This is a genomic window from Mesorhizobium sp. L48C026A00, assembly GCF_000502375.1.
GTDB lineage: Bacteria > Pseudomonadota > Alphaproteobacteria > Rhizobiales > Rhizobiaceae > Mesorhizobium > Mesorhizobium muleiense.
The window spans coordinates 399,096-416,623 of sequence record NZ_AYWU01000002.1 but is presented as its reverse complement, the minus strand read 5'-3'; the positions used below and the strand labels follow the sequence as shown (position 1 = coordinate 416,623).

Sequence of the window (17,528 nt, the reverse complement as noted above, 5' to 3'; positions counted from 1 at the left end):
GGTAAGGCCGAAGGGTCAGGGCCAAGGGTCAAGACTTGACCCGGAGCTCCCGGCCCCGCGGTCGTGGGCCGGGAGCGAGCGGTTCGTCGATCGTCAGTCCGCTGAGGCGACGATGTCGGCGAAGCGCTTTTGCGCCTCTTCCACGGTCATGTCCGGCTTGGCGAAGAACTCGGAGAAAAGGTCCTCCTTCTGCTTTTGGGTGTCTTGCGACAGCAGCTGGTCCGTCCAGGGCATGACGCTGCCCTTGGCCAGGATGTCGAGCCCTTTCTTCATGCAGTCGTTCGCCGCCTTGAGGTCGATATCGCCGCGCACCGGCAGCGAGCCCTTCTTGAGGTTGAAGGCGACCTGCGTCTTGGGATCGAGCAGCGTTTCGGCCAGCGCTTCCTGCGCCTTGGACTTTTCTGCGTCCTGCAGCAGCGGGAAGTAGAAGGCGTCGCCGCCGGTGGCAATGACCTCGTTCAGGCCAAGGCCGGGAAGACACGTATAGTCCTTGCCGGCGGTCTGCCCGGCAACCTGGAACTCGCCCTGCGCCCAATCGCCCATGATCTGGCCGCCGGCCTTGCCGGAGATGACGAGATTGGTGGCCTGGTTCCAGTCCTGCACATTGGTGTTCTTCGCCATCTTGCGGGCATCGTCCGCGGCCTTGAATACCTTCGCGACTTCGGGCCCGGCGGCGAATTCGGCATCCTTGTCGCGATAGACCTTCAAGAAAGCGTCTGTGCCGCCGACCGCCGTAAGCAGCACGTCGAAGGCGCCCGAGGATTGCCAGGGCTGCCCGCCGACCGCCAGCGGTATGATGCCTGCCTTCTCCAGCGCGGGGGCGGCCGCGACATATTCATTCCAATTCTTCGGCACCGGCACACCGGCCTTTTCGAAGGCCGCGTTCGACAGCCACAGCCACTGCCAGGAGTGAATGTTGACCGGCACGCAATAGATCTTGCCGTCGAGGGTGCAGCCGTCGAGCAGGCTCTTCGGCTGGACGATTTCCGCCCACTTGTCCCTGGTGGCGAGCTCGGTCAAATCGCGCATCAGACCGGCCTGCACCAATTCTTCCGCTTGCCTTCCGTGGTTGAACTGGGTGGCGCCCATCGGGTCGCCGCCAGTGATGCGGCTGATCATGATCGGCCGCGCCGTGCCGCCGGAGCCGGCGATGGCGCCGTCGACCCAATGATTGCCTGTCGCGTCGAACGCCTTGGCGAATTCGGCGACCGCCGCCGCCTCGCCGCCTGAAGTCCACCAATGGGTGACTTCCAGATCGGTCGCTGCCGCCGGGGCGGCGAGCGCGGTTGTCACCGCCAACGCAGCGGTCATGATTTGGTATCGCATTTCGGCTCCTCCCAGAATCTGAAACGTTACAGATTTTCGATACGGCAATTGTTGGAGGCGCGCAACCCCCGAACAGGAGCAACTCGGCATTTTTTCGAGCCGCGAACAAACCCGCCGCGCAATGTCCGCCTACTGCACCGCAGCAAGCCAGGCTGCAATGCGAAAATGATGCTGCAATGCGTGAAATTCGGCAAAACCTTGCTAGCGGGCAAGTCCCTTGCCGACGCCCACCGACTTTGTGTCGAACGGAGCGCCGCTCATCCAGGTTAGCTTTTACTGGCCGCTGCGCGATGGCAAGTGACAATCTGTAACGTTTCAGTATATAGGGTGTTCATCGCCGATTGCCGACCTGCACGGCAACTGCTATGCGCCTAATGGGCGGGATGAATGGACAGAGACCAGACGGAAAAGGACGACGAGGGCTCGGGCAGGCCGACATTGAAGACGCTTGCCTTCATGACCGGGCTGGGCGTCACCACCGTGTCGCGGGCGCTGAAGGACGCGCCCGAGATCGGCGCCGAAACCAGGCGGCGCGTCCAGCTCGTCGCCAAGCAGATCGGTTACCGGCCGAACCGCGCCGGTGTGCGGCTGCGGACCGGCAAGACCAACGTCATCAGCCTCGTGCTCAACACCGAGCGCGAGATCATGAGCTTTGTCTCGGACATCATCTACGGCGTCTCGGAAGTCATCGCCGACACACCCTATCACCTGATCGTCACGCCCTATTCACGCTTTCAGGATCCCCTGGACCCGATACGTTATCTCTTGGAGACCGGCTCCGCCGACGGCGTCATCATCTCGCGCACCCAGCCGGATGATCCCAGGGCCCGTTACATGCTCGAGCGTGGCATTCCCTTCGCCACGCATGGCCGCACCGACATGGGGCTGATCCATCCCTATCATGACTTCGACAATTACGCGTTCGCGACGGAGGCTGTGCGCCACCTGGCCGGCATCGGCCGCCGCAGGCTGGCTCTGCTGGCACCTCCAGTCGAGCTGACCTACCACAGTCATACGCTGAACGGCTTCACCGATGCGCTGAGCGAGGTCGGCGCCAGCGAGATCCCGTTCAACACCGTTTCGGTCGACCATTCGATCGAGCAGATCAGGATGAGGACCGCGCAGCTGATGCGCCGCGACGTCAGGCCAGACGGTTTCGTCAGCAGTGCCGCTGCCGCGACACTCGCCATCGTCGCCGGCATCGAGGACGCCGGGCTCAAGCTCGGCCGGGACGTCGACGTGGTGTCCAAGCAGTCGTCCGACCTGCTGCACCTGTTCCGCAGGGAATTGCTGGTGGTCAACGAGAACTTCCGGCTGGCCGGCGCCGAGCTCGCCCGCTCAGTGTTGGGCTGGATCGGCGGCGCAACACCTGGTTCCTTGCAGAGCCTGAGCAAGCCGACCGGGGTTCTGGCCTATCGCCCTCCCGACTGATCTTTTTTTCAAGCACCGGATTTTTCCCAAAACCAGAAGTCACAGATGGCATGCCTGGTGGCCGCTCTCGACTTGCTCCGGGTTCTCTGCAAACCGGCCCGAACGCATCGTTCCCGTCAACATATGTTGACACGGGTCGATTTCGTCAACTAATGTTGACACATGATCGATGTCCGCCAACTGCCCACACCTGACGAGCCGGAGGAAGCCTTGGCTGCGGTCGTTGCGCTTCGGCGGGCGGCTGACCTATTGGAGCGTAGAGCGGTCAGGGCGGCCCTGAAGCAAGGTTGGTCCTGGGCGAAGATTGCCCAGGCACTCGGCATCTCCAAGCAGGCAGCCCACAAGCGGCTGTCCGACATCAACGCCCAGGACAATCCGCCATAGGAGACGATCATGCTCAGCGGCATCAAAACCCGTCTATCGAACGTCCGCACCATCAAGACACTGTGCGAAAGTGCGGAAAACTACGCTCTACAGGACCAGCAGCGACAGGCCGGAGCCGAACATTTCCTGCTGGCGGCCATCGATCTTCCCGACAATACCGCCCGTCTCGCATTCCGCGAAATTGGCGCGGACGCCGCTGGCTTCCGCGACGCGGTCGGCGCCCAATATCGGGAAGCCCTCCGCTCGGTTGGGGTGAACGCCGGGGAGCACATATCCGGGGGTTTGACCCCAGAACCGCTTCAGGCAGCCGCAGGCCTTTATGACGCAGCCCCGTCGGGAGCTGAGGTGATGAAGGAATTGGCGGCCAACCGAAACGATCACCGGCCACTGCTGGGTGCGCATGTCGTGGCTATAGTCGCCGCGATGGAGCAGGGAGTGGCGGCACGTGCGTTGCGTTGCATGGAAGTCGATCCCGCTGCGCTGAAGGCGGCGGCGAACAAGTTCTTGCGCGCCAGCTGACGGAAGGTGGTGTAGGTAGGTTTTTCCGTGGCGGACGGAGTGTTCGAACGCATGCGCCGAAGTATTCGGCTGAACTTCGGCGGCACAACTATGTCTGCCGCCGGATGGCTCATCCGGCGGTTTTGTTTGGAGAGTGTTTCTCTCCAACGTCCGCAGACCACTGCCGGTTGTCTCCTTGAGGGGCAATCCGGCAGTGGACTGCGCCGGCACTTCTTCGCTACGACCAAGGCGGTCGAGGAATGTCCGGTTTCAGGCTAATTCGGATCGCCTAAACGACCGACATGCGGCGCTAACCTGCCGCTCCGCTCCCCCAAGGGCCATGGAAAGCGCCCGGCCCGTCGATGCGTTCGAAGCCGTGCGTGCCGAAGAAATCGCGTTGCGCCTGGATCAGGTTCGAGGTGCCGCGGCCCCTGGCGATAGCTGAACCCGCTGCCAGCCGACCAGATCCACCGCGCTACGGAATCAGCATCGAACAGAAGTGAGAAGTTGAACGCTGATATCGGGCGTTCGGTTCAGCTCATACCGTGAATCATGGCTTCGTTCTCCGATGTCACATTGATCAGGCGCTGGCACTCCGAGTGGGCGAGGACCAACCTTCCGGTTGCGCGAGCAATGCCTATCGGCCGCGCTCGGCGCGCCACGTTTTGAACCGTTCGGCGTGTTCGTCTCGCGTGCAGGGATAAAGCCCGATTATCGGAACGCCCGCCTTAACCTGTTCGACCACGAAATCCTCGTAGATCGTCATCTCAGCCGCCTCATCGGCCACCTCGCCGGCGATTTCCCGGGGAATGACGATGACGCTATCGTCGTCTCCAATCACGATATCTCCGGGGAACACGGCCACGTCACCGCAACCGATCGGCACGTTCAGGTCCAATGCCTCGTGCAGAGTGAGATTGGTCGGGCTGGACGGCCGCGTATGGTAGGCCGGGATATCGAGTCCGCCGATCACCGCGGCGTCGCGGAACCCGCCGTCGGTAACGGCGCCGGCGACCCCGCGCACCATCAAACGAGTCACCAGGATGTCGCCCGCGGATGCCGCGCGAGGATCCTTGCGGCTATCCATGACGAGCACATGGCCCGCCGGGCAGGTTTCGACGGCGACGCGCTGCGGATGATCCGGCTTGCGGAATTCAGTGAGTTGGTTACGGTCCTCGCGCGCGGGGATGTAGCGCAGCGTAAAGGCCGGCCCGACCATGTTGCGGCCTTTTCGCTGCAACGGACCCACGCCCTGGATTACCTGGTTGCGCAGGCCGCGCTTGAACAGCGCTGTGGCCAGGGTGGCGACGGAAACGCCCATCAGTTGTTCGCGCAGGTTCTCGTCCATGTTCGCTTCCTCAATTCAGGTGCTGGCACTGCAAGCGCCGTGGTTTCTCCGGTCGCCGGTGTGGGCGGAAGGCAATTCGCAATTCAGTTGGGCTTTCCCGCCGCAAGGCGGTTCGCGACTAAAAAGGCGTCGAGCCTCGCCTGCTGCGCCGAAGTGAGCGGCCAGGCCGAGGGCGGGCGCGTCGGTCCGCAGCCAAGGCCCTGCGCGATCAGCGCCGCTTTTACGCCGGTCACGTTGGCGCCGCCCATCTCCTCCGCGCGGATTTCCTCGAAGACTCGCATTCCATCGATAAGTGCGTTCGCCTTCTCGAATTCGCCGGCCTTGAGTGCGGCATGGATCGCGACCGACCGTTCGGGCCATACGTTTATCAGCCCGGAGGTGAACCCTCGTGCGCCAACGGCATAGAAGACCGGCGCCCAGACCTCGGCCAGACCTCCGACCCAGACGATCGACGGGTCGCAGGCAGCCCGCGCTTCCGCCAGGCGAAGCGGATTAGGCGTCGCCCATTTCACCCCCTTCACGCCTGGAAGGCCGCAAAGCTCGGCGATGGCGCGCGTGCCGATCGTGTCGTTGCGCAGATAGAGCATCATGGGCAAGCCGCCCGATGCATCGGCCACCGCGTTCAGGTAATCGACCAGCCCTCGCGGCGCGACGAATGCGTCTGGCGGCTGGTGCACCATCAGCGCAGCGGCTCCGGCTTCGGCGGATACTTTCGCCAGCTTCTGCGCGTCACGGATGCTCCGCCCAACGCCCGCGAGCACCGGCGCGCGGCCAGCTACCATCGAAACGACTTCGCGCGCCATTGTCACCGCCTCATCGGTGGTCAGCGCATAGAACTCGCCGGTGTTGCCGTTGACCACCGGCATGTGCACGCCGGCGTCCAGTGCCCGGTCGAGGATCGGGGAAAGCCGTTCGGGCGCGATCTCGCCGTGTTCGTCGTAAGGCGTAACCAGAATGCCCGATATGCCGGTCAGCGCCTGATCGAGGGAAAGTGTCATGCCTGGCCTTTCAGAAAATGTCCGGTTCGCCGGCCGAAGCGCCGAAATCGCGTTCGAGGAAATCGAAATCACAGCCCTTGTCGGCCTGCGTCACATGGCGCGAGAACATCCAGCCCCAGCCGCGTTCGAAATGCGGAGCGGGGGGTGACCAGTCGGCCCGGCGGCGCGCCAGTTCGTCGTCCGCCACCAGCATGTCCAGCCGCCGGTTCGGCAAATCGAGCCGCACGACGTCGCCTGTCCGCAGCAGCGCAAGCGGCCCGCCGATATAGGCCTCCGGCGCGACGTGAAGCACGCACGCCCCGTAGGAGGTTCCCGACATCCGCGCATCGGAGATGCGCAGCATGTCACGATGTCCCTTTCTGATCAGCGCCTTGGGAATCGGTAGCATGCCCCATTCGGGAAAACCCGGTCCGCCCAGCGGGCCGGCATTGCGCAGCACCAGCACGTGGTCCGGCGTGACATCGAGATCTTCGTCGTCGACCGCCGCCTTCATCGCCGGATAGCTGTCGAACACCAGCGCCGGCCCTTCATGGACATGGAAGCGCGGTTCGCAGGCGGCCGGCTTGATGACGGCGCCATCGGGGCAGAGGTTGCCGCGCAGCACGGCGAGCGACCCTTCCGAATAGACTGGGTTGGACAGCGGGCGGATCACGTCGTCGTTCCATACCCGCGCGCCCTCGAGCGTTTCGCCGAGCGATTTGCCGGTGACCGTCAGCGTCGAAAGGTCGAGCCGCTCGCGTAATTGCGCCATCAGCGCACGGAGGCCGCCGGCGTAGTAAAAATCCTCCATCAGGTAGTCCTTGCCGGCGGGGCGAACGTTGGCGATCAGCGGCGTGGTGCGGCCGAGCGCGTCAAGATCGTCGAGAGTCAGCGGCACGCCGGCGCGGCGCGCCATCGCGATGAGGTGAACCACGGCGTTCGTCGAGCAGCCGGTGGCCATCGCCACGATAGCCGCGTTCCTGACGGCCGCCGCGGTGACGACTTTTTTGGGTGTGAGGTCGTCCCAAACCATCTCGACGATGCGCCGTCCGCAGGCTGCCGACATGCGCTGGTGGTCCGAATCGACAGCGGGTATCGAGGAAGCGCCCGGCAGCGACAGCCCCAGCGCTTCCGTGATCGCCGTCATCGTCGAGGCCGTGCCCATCGTCATGCAGACGCCGGCCGACCGCGCGATGCCGCTTTGGATACCCGTCCACTCGTCATCCGAAATCTTGCTCGCGCGCCTCTCGTCCCAGAATTTCCAGGCATCCGAACCGGAGCCCAGCGTCTTGCCGGCATAATTGCCGCGCAGCATCGGGCCGGCGGGAAGGAAGATCATCGGCACGCCGGCGCTGAGCGCGCCCATCACCAGCCCCGGCGTGGTCTTGTCGCACCCGCCCATCAGCACCACGCCGTCGAGCGGATGCGAACGGATCATTTCCTCCGTCTCCATCGCCAGCATGTTGCGGTAGAGCATCGAGGTGGGCTTGGTGAACGTCTCGTCCACAGAGAGCGCTGGCAATTCCACGGCGAAGCCGCCGGCCTGGGCCACACCGCGCTTCACGTCGTGCGCGCGTTCGCGAAAATGCGCGTGGCAAGAGTTCAGCTCGGACCATGTGTTGAGAACCCCGATCACCGGTCTGTCGCGAAAATCCTCCTCGGAATAACCGAGCTGCATCAGGCGCGACCGATGACCGAAGCTGCGCAGATCGTCCGGCGCAAACCAGCGCGCCGACCGCAGCGACGCCGGTGTCCTTCGCTTGTCGTTGGGCATGACATCCTCCACGCGGATCGGTGGATGTATGCGATAACATTCATGTTTGTCAATTTGGCACGTCCGCTAGAAATATAATTTGTGCCGCAATGCCGGTAAGGTTGACAGAAACACTCGTTTTCGTGCATGAAGATGTATGCGCTAACATAGACGCGCATGGGAGAGGGTTGTGTGGCAGCGGGAGACCGCCGCGCGACCCTGAGATCGTGCTGCGGGTTCCGCGGCCCAGGGAGGACATCATGAAACTGACCCGCAGATCCTTTCTCGCGACAGGCGCCGGGGCCGCCGTCGTACTGGCCACTCCGTTCGTCGCGCGTGCGCAGAGCCTGCCGCGCAACATCCGCATGGTCATCGGCTCTACGTCGACGGGCGGCGATACCTACCAGAACTCGTCGATCGTCGCCGAAGCGCTGGCGCAGAAGCTGGGCGTGAACATTCGCGTCGACCCAGTGGGCACCAATGAGGCGCTGAATGCGACCGGCCGCGATTCCCGCGGCACGACGATCATGCTGCACCACGACCAGATCTATCTTTCCTATCTCTACGGGGTGCCGGGCATCCCTGATGCCTTCGCCGATTTCGCCATCGGGCCGACGGTGGCGATCAACCCCGGCGACTGCTTCCTCGTCCCCAAGAAGTCCCCCTATCAGTCGATGGAGGACATCTTCGCAGCGGCCGCAAAAGGCGAGAAAGTTCGCGTCGCCATCCAGCCGGGCGGCGTCTCGGAGATCGGCTTCACCGGCATGCGCAATGCTGCTCGGGTGCGAAATCCAGGATCGGAAGCCAACATCGTGGCGGTCAACACCGGCTCGCAGGCCGACAAGAACCAGGCTATGTGGGACGATTTGGCCGACGTGATCAACGGTTCGATCCAGGCCAACGAGCAGTTCACGCAACTGCCGGAGGACGACCGCACTGCGATGCGCTTCGTCTGGATTACCGCGCGGCCCGAGACGCTGGCGCAGGCGCCCGAGGCGGGGATGGGTGGAACGAGCCGGGAAGAGATGCTCAAATTCGCCAGCCCCCAGACCAGCGTCACGCTCGACGGCAGTAAGGATTTTACCTTCGACAAGGAGTTTTTCCTGCTGTTCAACAAGGAGATGGACGCAGGCATCGCGTCCGAGATTGACGCCACGCTGAAGGAAATCTACGCCGCCGGCGAGATCCAGAAGCGGCAGACCAAGGCCTTTTTCATCCCCAATTACCTGCCGCAGGCCGAGGCGAAGGCGCATCTGACATCCAAGCGGGATACTGTGGCCTCGATCATCGAGAAGCTGAAGGGCTAGGGTACAGCCTTTCGTCTTCAACCGCGTCCGGCCTGCACGCAGGCCGGACGCTGCACATGCATGGAGGAGCACACGGCCGATGGGCGATTTCACGCGCGTCACGATCGATTTCCAGACATCACACCTGGTGTTTCCGACACTGATCGGCGCCATACTGCTTGCCTTGGGGGCAGCCATACTCATCACGCGCCGGCAGGCGATCGCCGGCGCCGGCCAGTACTGGTCGCAGACCCTGGCGGCGATGGACAAGCCGCGCTTCTTCGGGACGATCGCGTTGACGGTGGTCTATTTCCTGCTGATGGTCCCTGTCGGCGACTTCTGGCCCAATACCGGCATGGGCTTTCTCGTCTGCTCGATCCCGTTCGTGGCGCTTTCCGGGCTGCTCTACCTGCAGGAGCGGACGAAATCCGCCGTGACGGTGCTAGCCGTCGTCGCGGTCGCCGCGCCCTTGCTGGTGTGGTGGGTGTTCGCGCACGTCTTCTTCCTGACTCTGCCCTGACCGGGAGAACCCAATGGAACTGTTCGGTTTCGTCACGCCTCTGTTCGTTCTGCTGATCGCGGGCGGAACGGCGATCGGCATCGTATTCGGCGTCATTCCCGGCCTGACGGCGACGATGGCGGTGGCCGTCTGCCTGCCACTGACCTACTCGCTCGGGCTCGAGAACGGCCTCGCTCTGCTGATCGGTCTCTATGTCGGCGGCATCTCGGGCGGGGTGGTGCCGGCGATCCTCATCGGCATACCCGGCACGCCGTCGTCGGTCGCGACCACGTTCGACGGCTTCCAGATGGCCCGTCAGGGCAAGGGCGAGCAGGCGATGCGCATCGCCATCATCGGTTCGCTGATCGGCGGCCTGATCTCGCTCGCCGCGCTCTACCTGTTCACACCGTGGCTGGCCGATTTCGCGATCCGCTTTTCCTACGTCGAGAAATTCCTGATCATCCTGTTCGCGCTGACGGTGATGGGCGCGCTGTCGAGCGACATGCTGCTGGGCATCTTCTCGGGCTTCCTGGGCATCTTTGTCAGCCTCGTCGGGGTCTATGACGTGACCGACGGCGGCAACGGCCATTTCCGGTTGATCCCGCCCGGCATGGAGGACATCCTCTACGGCGGCTTCGCGCTGCTGCCGGTGCTGATCGCGCTGTTCGGGCTGACGACGGTGCTGGAGGAGGCCGAGATCGGCATGCCGAAGGGGCCTTCGGTCAAGGAACTGGAGTCGGGCGGCAGGTCGAAGTTCTCGTGGTCGATATTTCGTGGCCAGACGCTCAATCTTATTCGCTCGTCGGGCATCGGCACCTTCGTCGGAATCCTGCCGGGGATCGGCGGGTCGGCAGCGTCGATCCTCGCCTACACGGCGGCGAAGACGAGTTCGTCGCATCCCGAGACGTTCGGCAAGGGCGAACCGGCGGGCGTCATTGCCTCGGAGACGAGCAACAACGCGCTGACCGGAGGGGCGCTGGTGCCTCTGCTGTCGCTCGGCATACCGGGCGATTCGACCACCGCGCTGCTGATCGGCGCCTTCGCCCTGCAAGGCATCCAGGTCGGCCCGCTGTTTATCGGGCAGCATCCGGACACATGGAATTCGATGATCCTCGCGATGCTGCTCGCAAACCTCGCCACCTTTGTGATGATGTACTACGCGATCCGGTGGTTCTCGCTGGCGGTGGCGATCCCGAAGGCGATCCTCTATCCGGTCATCCTGATGATGTGCGTTATCGGCGCCTACACGATCAATTACGGCATCATGTTCGACGTCTGGACGCTGCTCTTCTTCGGCGTGCTGGGCTGGATCGGCGTCAAGCTGGGGCTGGAGGTCGCGCCGTTCATCATCGGCTTCATCCTTGGCCCTTCGGCCGAGATCTATTTCGTCAAGAGCCTGGAATCGTTCGGCGATCTCACGATTTTCTTCACCAAGAGCTGGATTGCCGCTTTCCTGTGGCTGCTTATCGTGGCGTCGATCGCAGTTTCGGTCGTCATCGGCCGGCGCCAGCGCGCGGAAAAGCTTGCCGCCGGTTGAAGCTTGCCTTTCGGGCCGGCCGAAGAAATAAGTCGTACATGGTTGTGGAGGAGACGTCGACTCGCGCCAGGCGCAGACGCTCGTCAGGGGCGGTGACCATGCAGACGGTCGGCCGTATGGCCGGCGTCTCGCAGGTCACGGTCTCGCGCGCGCTTTCGGAACCCTCAAAGGTCTCTGCTGAGACGCTTCGGCGCATCCATGAGGCGATCCGCGTCACCGGCTTCGTTCCGAATGCGCTCGCCGGCGCGCTCGCCTCCCAGAGGAGCATGCTGGTTTCGGCGCTCGTTCCGTCGATCTCGAACATCGTCTACGCCTCGATGATCACCTCGTTCAACGAACGCATGCGCGCGCGCGGCTACCAGATTCTGCTGTCGGAGACGGGTTTCGACCCCGGCGACGAGGAGGCGTTCATCGCCACCCACCTTTCGCGCCGGCCCGACGCGATGCTGCTCACGGGCATTCGCCACTCCGCGCAGGCGCGGCGCATGCTGCTGGCGGCGGGCATTCCGGTCGTCGAGGTCTGGGACATGAGCACCACGCCGATCGACATTTGCGTCGGCTTCTCGCATGTCGAGGCGGGCCGCGCGGCGGCCGACTTCGCCGTGGAAGCGGGATATCGCCGCGCGGCCTGCGTGTCGGCCGGCGACGAGCGGGCGCGCCGGCGCCAGCAGGCGTTCTCGGAGCGTTTCGAGCGGAGCAGCGGTCACGCGGTCCTGAAGGCAGCCTTTGACGCGCCGGCGACGCTGGCCAACGGCCGCGCCGGGCTTTCGCGCCTGCTGCGGGAAGGCTTTTCGGGCGGCGTGGTATTCTGCAGTTCCGACCTGCTTGCGCACGGCGTTCTGATCGAGGCGCATGCGCGAGGACTTTCCGTACCGGGCGACGTGGCGGTGATCGGCTTCGGAGACCAAGACTATGCCGCCGCGGTGGAACCTGCGCTGACCACCGTACGCGTCGACCGCGAAGCGCTCGGCGCTGCCGCCGCCGAGGCCATCCTGTCGCGCTTCCGTGCCGAAGATCAGCCGGAAAACGTCATCGACATCGGGTTCAGGATTATCCGGCGAGCATCAGCCTGAGCACGTTTCGATCGCACTCCGTGGACCTTTGGAAGTCGTCGGCAGGGCCGGAAGACGCATATCGGCCTACAGAAGCCAAAGCGGACTTGCCTGAACTCCCCCGCGGATCCTGGACCACAATGACTGCCGGCGCGCCGTGCGCCCCAGCGTACGCCCTACGAGGCCGAAAACCTCACGCTCTCGCCAAGCTGAGGCGGCATGAACATCATAATGGACTCCCTCGGCGGAATCCCCCTCGGTCGCCCCTCAAGCCCCGCCAAGATCGCCAATCTCGTCGCCTTTCTGTCTTCCGATCGTGCCTCTTCGATCACGGGTGCGGAGGACACAATCGACGGAGGAACCGTGCCTACAGTGTAAAAAAGGCCCATGCTTGCCGGCTTAGGCCGTGCTCCTCCAGACGCCCGTATGTTCATAGATCGCGTCACGTAGCTCCCTGACGTCACGGTTGATCTGGTTGAGATGCGCTGGGCTTTGTCCTGAGGAGGAAAGCAGAGCGTCAGCAAGGCAGCCTGCACGAGATCTGAGTTCGCGTCCCTTATCAGTCAGTGCAACCACGACCTGCCTCTCGTTCGCGGGATTCCGTGTCCGGCGCAGAAGTCCTGCCGCTTCGAGCCGTTTGAGCAAGGGCGTCAGAGTGCTCGACTCCAGCGCTAGCCTTTCGGCGATGCCGCCAACGGTCAGCTTGTCCTCGCGCCAGAGGACATTGAGTACGAGGTATTGGGGATAAGTCAGGCCCAAATCGTCCAGCAGTGGCTTGTACACTCTCTGGATCGCCATGCCGGCAGAGTAGATCGCGTAACAGAGCTGATCGTCGAGCGGCAATGGGTTGTTGAGTTTCTTCGGCGGCATGGGTGGCTCTCCTTGGACCCGATATAGCCTACCCGATCCCAAAAAAGAATATCGCGATAATTGTTATCGGATCAGTAAGAGGAGATCAGCATGACTTCCAGGACGACCAACCTTCTGGCCGCAACCGCCGCCGTCGCAGGAATTGCCGCAGCCACGGCCACTCACTCTGCCGAGATAATTCCCGACAACCAGACCGTCCGGAACGTGGTGCTGGTGCACGGCGCGTTCGCTGATGGATCGGGTTGGCGCGGCGTCTATGACGAACTGACCGCCCGCGGCTACCGTGTGTCGATCGTCCAGAACCCGCTTACCTCGCTTGCGGACGACGTTGCCGCAACCAAACGCATTCTTGACCGTCAGGATGGACCTGCGGTCCTTGTGGGACATTCCTGGGGCGGCACCGTGATAACGGAAGCAGGTACCCACTCAAACGTCACAGGCCTGGTTTACGTATCGGCGTTGTCGCCAGATGCCGGAGAGACGACTGCGCAGCAGTACGAAGGTTATCAGACCCCGCCTGAATTCGTCATCGAAACTACCGCGGACGGCTTCGGCTTCGTTTCTCCCGACCGGTTCAAGATTGGCTTCGCTAACGACACGACGGACGCGGATGCCGCTTTCATGCGGGACTCTCAGGTGCCGATAAACATGTCCGCCTTCGCAACCAGGCTCGAGCATGCCGCCTGGCGAAGCAAGCCGAGCTGGGCAGTGATTGCTACCGACGACAAAGCCTTCGATCAGCGTATGTTGCAAGCGATGGCGAAGCGCATCGGGGCGACAATCACGGAGGTCGCGGCAAGCCATGCGGTCTTTATGACTCAGCCAAAGGTCGTCGCTGACGTGATCGACGAAGCTGCCCGCAAGGGATCTGTCGAGGCGCAATAGTTCGGCCACGCGCCGTGTGCGGACATTTCGAGCTTTAAGCTGTCATAAACGAAAATACGGCCGCCGGATGGCTCATCCGGCGGTTTTGTTTCGAGAGTGTTTCTCTCCGACTCGCAGACCACTGCCGGTTGTCTCCTTGAAGGCAATCCGGCAGTGGACTGCGCTGGCACTTCTTCGCTACGACCAAGGCGGTCGAGGAATGTCCAGGTTCAGGCTCGGCCGGGACGTCGACGCGGTGTCCAAGCAGTCGTCCGACTTGCTGCACCTGTTCCGCAGGGAATTGCTGGCCGTCAACGAGAACTTCCGGCTGGCCGGCGCGGAGCTCGCCCGCTCGGTGCTGGGCTGGATCGGCGGCGCGGCACCCGGCTCCTTGCAGAGCCTGAGCAAGCCGACCGGGGTTATGGCCTATCGCCGTCCCGACTAGAGCGGATGCGGTCAAATTGAGCTGGGCCATCCCGCTCCATCTATTTGTCTTAGCCGCATTTCTGCGACGCCGAGTGATTCCACTTGGCTGCAAAACGCGCGCTGCTGACTGGCAGCCTTGGGGCCGAAAACAGACCGGCAGCTTCGGTCTGCAAATCGTCCAGAGCGGACATATACGTTGGGCGCGGGCATCGTCGTGAGACGCGCGGCCGCAAGGACACTTCGACGTTGCCGCTCCCGCCCTACGGCCTCAAGATTGACTCAGCGCTCGACGCATTCTGGCAGGTGCACAGGCTTTTCGAAACGGGCCACCGCCTCTGCCTTTGCACAGGGCGGGAAACCGGCGAGCCGCATGGTTTCGATGAGCCGCCGCCTGTCGTCTTCATTTGTGTCAGGAAGGCTAACAAATCCCTCTATGGTAAGATCGGGAAACCATTTCAGTGCTTCCGCAAGCGCGGTTTTCGCTTCCGCCGTTCGGCCGGAGGCGGCCAGCGCAGCTGGGCGATATACCCACATCCGTCGACCGTAGTTCTCCGGACCCATTTGCTTCTGCATGCGAAGCGCGTCTTCATAGCGTCCGGCCATGAAATAGGCAGCAGCAAAAAGCCTCGTACTCGCCATCGGGTAGTTCGGGTTAAGGCGGGTTGCCCGATCGGCCATCTCGGCACCGCGCTGCGGCTCGCCGAAGCTGGATGCCAAGAAAGCGTAGAAGCTCAGAATTTCGAACTGGTTCGGCGCCATGCGTAGCGCCGTGTCGAATTCCATCTTGGCACGTGCAAGATCATTCCTGTCGCCGAAACTGAAGCCCAGCACGGCGTGCGCCTCCGCGTCGCTCGGGTCAAGCATGACCGCACGTTCGGCAGCCTCGGCGGCCAGTCGGAAGTTGGCCTCGAAATCGGCGCCGAAACTGGGCATGACGCCATACGCGTGATAGAGCTCGACCCAGGCGCGCGCGAGCCCCGGGTCGAATTCGACGGCGCGTTTGAGGAGCTTGATGGCCTCCTCGACATCGGCGCGATTCATCTTCGCAAGCTTTTCCGTGCCGAGCAGGTACAGCTCGTAGGCAGTAAGGTCGCTTGGCGGCTTGCGATGCGCCGCAATCCGGCCTGCAACCTCGATCACGCCGTGCCCGCCGCCGAGGCGGTTGGAGACCTGCTCGGAGATCTCCGTCTGGATAGCGAACAGATCTTCGTCGGGCCGGTCCCAACGGTCCGACCATAGATGTTTGCCGGTTGCCGCGTCGAGGAGCTGCGCAGTGATGCGCAGCCGGCCGGCCTGGCGCTGGATCGAGCCTTCGACCACGAAACCGACCCCGAGCGTTTTGGCGATCTCGGCCAAACCGATCGATCTTCCGGCATATGTTTCAGTCGAGTCGTGCGCGATTACTTGAAATTCCGGGAAACGTGCGAGATCGGTGATGATTTCTTCGGTCAGGCCGTTGCCCAGTCGGCGTGCGGACGTCTCCTCACCCAACACGTCGAAGGGCAGCACCGCGACCAAAGGCTTGCCGCCAGGGGAGAGGGGCCGCAGCATCCACCCTGCAACAGCGGCGACAGCAAGCACAATCAGTAGCGACCCCACAAAGGCGGCGAGCGGTCGCTGGAGCGCGCGATTACTCGTCCGGCTCGTGGCGGGCATCGCAGCCGCATTCGCCTCCGGCAGCGCCAGCATGTAGCCGCGCCGCGACTTGGTCTTCAGGATGGCATGTCCGTCATCCTTCAGTGCGCGTCGGATCTCGTGGATGCATTGCACCAAGCTGTCGTCAGTGACTGCCGTTCCCGCCCACACCGACTGCATCAGCTCACCCTTGGTGACGAGTCGGTTGGGGTTGTTCGACAAATAGCGGAGCACCGCGAACGCCTGCGGCCTGAGATCAATCGGATTGCCCGGCCCGTCGCTCAGCGTTTCGTTGCTCAGTCCGCAACTACCCCATTGATAAGGAGCCTGGTCGGCGCCGGGGTGTTCATCGGCTATCTCAATGTCGCTGTCTTGCCTGCCTCGCTTCTTACCATAGTTTTCGGCGCCTGGACTGTCGCCCGATCGTCGTTTCTTCGGCAAAAGATCGTACGGCATTCGTTACTCGACAAGCCGTTCGGCTCACCCTCATGGCAACGTCTTCGGCATTGTCCCGAACAGCCGCCCAACCACAAACTCGTTGCATCGAGAGGAAGACCCACCCATGAAGCCGCGATCAGTCAACGCACGTCGTATCGGCATACTTGTGTTCTCACTGTGTGCTCTCGGGCTCATTCCCTCAGCGCCGATGGCCGCGGATGCCAAATTGGTCGTCGAGCCGGTGGTCGAGAAAAAGGTGAAGGAACTGCCACCCGGACCATTGTTCTGGCGGTTGGAGAATTTCCCCACCCTGGCCCAGGCCCAGGGCGCTGCGGGCTCCACCTCGCTTGCGGCGGAGGTCGCAGGCAAGGTCTGGCTGTTCACGCTTGGGCCGAAGGACGGCGCCACTGCCGGCGGAACCAAGGTAACTGAGATTGGTCCCCTCCCATCGGTCAGCGCGAGCGAATACTTGCTGCGCATCAACCGTGCCGGCGGCGCGCCCGGCGCCAAGTCGTCGATCCATTCACATCCGGGACCGGAGGCCTTCTATGTCCTGGCCGGCAAGCTCGGCCAGAGGACGCCCCACGGCGTGGCTTATGCCGAAGCCGAAACGACCATGGTCGGGCATGGCGCCGATACTCCTATGGAAGTGTTCAACGCCGGAACAACCGATCTCGATCAGTTGGCCATCTTCGTGGTGGATGCCAATCGGCCGTTCTCGTCGCCGGCCAGCCTCGATTGAAGCGACATTTCGCTGGGTCGCGCGAATGTTTGGACGGCGACGAGGCGCCACCCCGGCGCTTTCATCACGGCGCGGTATCTACAAGAGCGGCGCATGCTGTTCAGGTATCGCGTCCGCTTGCCCCGAATGCAAATCCTCGATCGCCGCGGCGCGGGCGCCGTTGCGCTGGCATCAACCTGGCCTGCTGCTCCATATGGCGCAACCACGATTTCCACCGTGGCCGCTGACAATGTCGGCTTTCAGGCGGTGGCAAAGCTGACTTTAGGGGCCGATATCAGGCGCTAAGCGGCCAGAAATGCAGAGTCGAGCAGCCGTTGTCACCACGCAAGCCGTTGGCCGTCGCGGAAGAAGCCGCCGGTCGGGCCATAGTTCGGCAAGGTCTCGGCTCAGACGATGCGCTCTGCCGCGAGCACGCGGGTCAGGGCGTTGAGCTTGCCTTGTTTATGGCGGGCATGGCAGGCG

Annotated in this window: 15 protein-coding genes and 3 pseudogenes; 11 read left to right on the top strand and 7 right to left on the bottom strand. The window is 63.2% G+C overall.

From position 1 onward, the window contains the following. Positions 1-93 precede the first annotated feature (93 nt). Positions 94-1,326: an ABC transporter substrate-binding protein gene (locus X738_RS49030; RefSeq protein ID WP_023797404.1), complete on the bottom strand. Its 1,233-nt coding sequence runs from the start codon at positions 1,324-1,326 to the stop codon at positions 94-96. Positions 1,327-1,713: 387 nt separating this feature from the next. Between X738_RS49030 and X738_RS49025 the strand changes: the two genes are divergently transcribed. The 3 genes from X738_RS49025 (at position 1,714) to X738_RS49015 (ending at position 3,660) form a co-directional block, all read left to right on the top strand. Beyond that, positions 1,714-2,757 carry a LacI family transcriptional regulator gene (locus X738_RS49025; protein WP_023797403.1) on the top strand — a complete coding sequence of 348 codons (1,044 nt, stop codon included), beginning with the start codon at positions 1,714-1,716 and terminating at the stop codon, positions 2,755-2,757. Positions 2,758-2,919: 162 nt separating this feature from the next. Further along, complete coding sequence (locus X738_RS49020) at positions 2,920-3,141, top strand: helix-turn-helix domain-containing protein (protein ID WP_023797402.1); 222 nt, start codon at positions 2,920-2,922, stop codon at positions 3,139-3,141. Between the two features lie 9 nt (positions 3,142-3,150). Then, positions 3,151-3,660: a Clp protease N-terminal domain-containing protein gene (locus X738_RS49015; RefSeq protein WP_023797401.1), complete on the top strand. Its 510-nt coding sequence runs from the start codon at positions 3,151-3,153 to the stop codon at positions 3,658-3,660. Between the two features lie 289 nt (positions 3,661-3,949). On the opposite strand, the pseudogene X738_RS82185 reads toward X738_RS49015, so the two are convergent. The 4 genes and pseudogenes from X738_RS82185 to araD all read right to left on the bottom strand — a co-directional run. Continuing rightward, positions 3,950-4,075: pseudogene (locus X738_RS82185) on the bottom strand (hypothetical protein); the annotation flags it as partial. A gap of 201 nt (positions 4,076-4,276) precedes the next feature. Next, positions 4,277-4,987 (bottom strand): ribonuclease activity regulator RraA, encoded by a 711-nt coding sequence (locus tag X738_RS49010; RefSeq protein WP_023797399.1) that lies wholly within the window; start codon positions 4,985-4,987, stop codon positions 4,277-4,279. Positions 4,988-5,070: 83 nt separating this feature from the next. After that, complete coding sequence (locus X738_RS49005) at positions 5,071-5,985, bottom strand: dihydrodipicolinate synthase family protein (protein WP_023797398.1); 915 nt, start codon at positions 5,983-5,985, stop codon at positions 5,071-5,073. Positions 5,986-5,995: 10 nt separating this feature from the next. After that, positions 5,996-7,738 (bottom strand): L-arabinonate dehydratase, encoded by a 1,743-nt coding sequence (gene araD, locus X738_RS49000; protein WP_023797397.1) that lies wholly within the window; start codon positions 7,736-7,738, stop codon positions 5,996-5,998. A 239-nt stretch (positions 7,739-7,977) separates the two neighbouring features. Between araD and X738_RS48995 the strand changes: the two genes are divergently transcribed. The 5 genes and pseudogenes from X738_RS48995 to X738_RS82180 all read left to right on the top strand — a co-directional run. Then, entirely contained in the window at positions 7,978-9,024 is a 1,047-nt protein-coding gene (locus X738_RS48995; RefSeq protein WP_023797396.1) for an ABC transporter substrate-binding protein, read from the top strand. 79 nt (positions 9,025-9,103) lie between these two features. Beyond that, positions 9,104-9,523 (top strand): tripartite tricarboxylate transporter TctB family protein, encoded by a 420-nt coding sequence (locus X738_RS48990; RefSeq protein WP_023797395.1) that lies wholly within the window; start codon positions 9,104-9,106, stop codon positions 9,521-9,523. A 13-nt stretch (positions 9,524-9,536) separates the two neighbouring features. Continuing rightward, on the top strand, positions 9,537-11,039 hold the full coding sequence (locus X738_RS48985; protein ID WP_023797394.1) for a tripartite tricarboxylate transporter permease: 1,503 nt from the start codon (positions 9,537-9,539) through the stop codon (positions 11,037-11,039). A gap of 98 nt (positions 11,040-11,137) precedes the next feature. Beyond that, positions 11,138-12,112, top strand: a complete 975-nt coding sequence (locus X738_RS48980) for a LacI family DNA-binding transcriptional regulator (RefSeq protein WP_031254188.1) — start codon at positions 11,138-11,140, stop codon at positions 12,110-12,112. Positions 12,113-12,304: 192 nt separating this feature from the next. Beyond that, positions 12,305-12,469: pseudogene (locus X738_RS82180) on the top strand (SDR family oxidoreductase); the annotation flags it as partial. Positions 12,470-12,490: 21 nt separating this feature from the next. Here X738_RS82180 and X738_RS48975 read toward each other — a convergent pair. Further along, positions 12,491-12,961 carry a MarR family winged helix-turn-helix transcriptional regulator gene (locus X738_RS48975; RefSeq protein WP_023797391.1) on the bottom strand — a complete coding sequence of 157 codons (471 nt, stop codon included), beginning with the start codon at positions 12,959-12,961 and terminating at the stop codon, positions 12,491-12,493. 90 nt (positions 12,962-13,051) lie between these two features. On the opposite strand from X738_RS48975, the gene X738_RS48970 reads away from it, so the two are divergent. Both X738_RS48970 and X738_RS48965 read left to right on the top strand, forming a co-directional pair. Continuing rightward, complete coding sequence (locus X738_RS48970) at positions 13,052-13,846, top strand: alpha/beta fold hydrolase (RefSeq protein WP_023797390.1); 795 nt, start codon at positions 13,052-13,054, stop codon at positions 13,844-13,846. Between the two features lie 211 nt (positions 13,847-14,057). Continuing rightward, a pseudogene (locus X738_RS48965) lies at positions 14,058-14,270 on the top strand (LacI family transcriptional regulator); the annotation flags it as partial. A 260-nt stretch (positions 14,271-14,530) separates the two neighbouring features. Here X738_RS48965 and X738_RS0140575 read toward each other — a convergent pair. Then, positions 14,531-16,342 carry a winged helix-turn-helix domain-containing protein gene (locus X738_RS0140575; RefSeq protein ID WP_023797388.1) on the bottom strand — a complete coding sequence of 604 codons (1,812 nt, stop codon included), beginning with the start codon at positions 16,340-16,342 and terminating at the stop codon, positions 14,531-14,533. Positions 16,343-16,448: 106 nt separating this feature from the next. Here X738_RS0140575 and X738_RS48960 point away from each other — a divergent pair, with 106 nt between their 5' ends. Next, entirely contained in the window at positions 16,449-17,066 is a 618-nt protein-coding gene (locus tag X738_RS48960; protein WP_023797387.1) for a cupin domain-containing protein, read from the top strand. The last annotated feature ends 462 nt before the right edge of the window (positions 17,067-17,528 follow it).

Coding starts and splice junctions, on each gene's coding strand:
- X738_RS49030 (WP_023797404.1), bottom strand. CDS start 1,326: ATGCGATACCAAATCATGACCGCTGCGTTGGCGGTGACAACCGCGCTC.
- X738_RS49025 (WP_023797403.1), top strand. CDS start 1,714: ATGGACAGAGACCAGACGGAAAAGGACGACGAGGGCTCGGGCAGGCCG.
- X738_RS49020 (WP_023797402.1), top strand. CDS start 2,920: ATGATCGATGTCCGCCAACTGCCCACACCTGACGAGCCGGAGGAAGCC.
- X738_RS49015 (WP_023797401.1), top strand. CDS start 3,151: ATGCTCAGCGGCATCAAAACCCGTCTATCGAACGTCCGCACCATCAAG.
- X738_RS49010 (WP_023797399.1), bottom strand. CDS start 4,987: ATGGACGAGAACCTGCGCGAACAACTGATGGGCGTTTCCGTCGCCACC.
- X738_RS49005 (WP_023797398.1), bottom strand. CDS start 5,985: ATGACACTTTCCCTCGATCAGGCGCTGACCGGCATATCGGGCATTCTG.
- araD (WP_023797397.1), bottom strand. CDS start 7,738: ATGCCCAACGACAAGCGAAGGACACCGGCGTCGCTGCGGTCGGCGCGC.
- X738_RS48995 (WP_023797396.1), top strand. CDS start 7,978: ATGAAACTGACCCGCAGATCCTTTCTCGCGACAGGCGCCGGGGCCGCC.
- X738_RS48990 (WP_023797395.1), top strand. CDS start 9,104: ATGGGCGATTTCACGCGCGTCACGATCGATTTCCAGACATCACACCTG.
- X738_RS48985 (WP_023797394.1), top strand. CDS start 9,537: ATGGAACTGTTCGGTTTCGTCACGCCTCTGTTCGTTCTGCTGATCGCG.
- X738_RS48980 (WP_031254188.1), top strand. CDS start 11,138: ATGCAGACGGTCGGCCGTATGGCCGGCGTCTCGCAGGTCACGGTCTCG.
- X738_RS48975 (WP_023797391.1), bottom strand. CDS start 12,961: ATGCCGCCGAAGAAACTCAACAACCCATTGCCGCTCGACGATCAGCTC.
- X738_RS48970 (WP_023797390.1), top strand. CDS start 13,052: ATGACTTCCAGGACGACCAACCTTCTGGCCGCAACCGCCGCCGTCGCA.
- X738_RS0140575 (WP_023797388.1), bottom strand. CDS start 16,342: ATGCCGTACGATCTTTTGCCGAAGAAACGACGATCGGGCGACAGTCCA.
- X738_RS48960 (WP_023797387.1), top strand. CDS start 16,449: ATGAAGCCGCGATCAGTCAACGCACGTCGTATCGGCATACTTGTGTTC.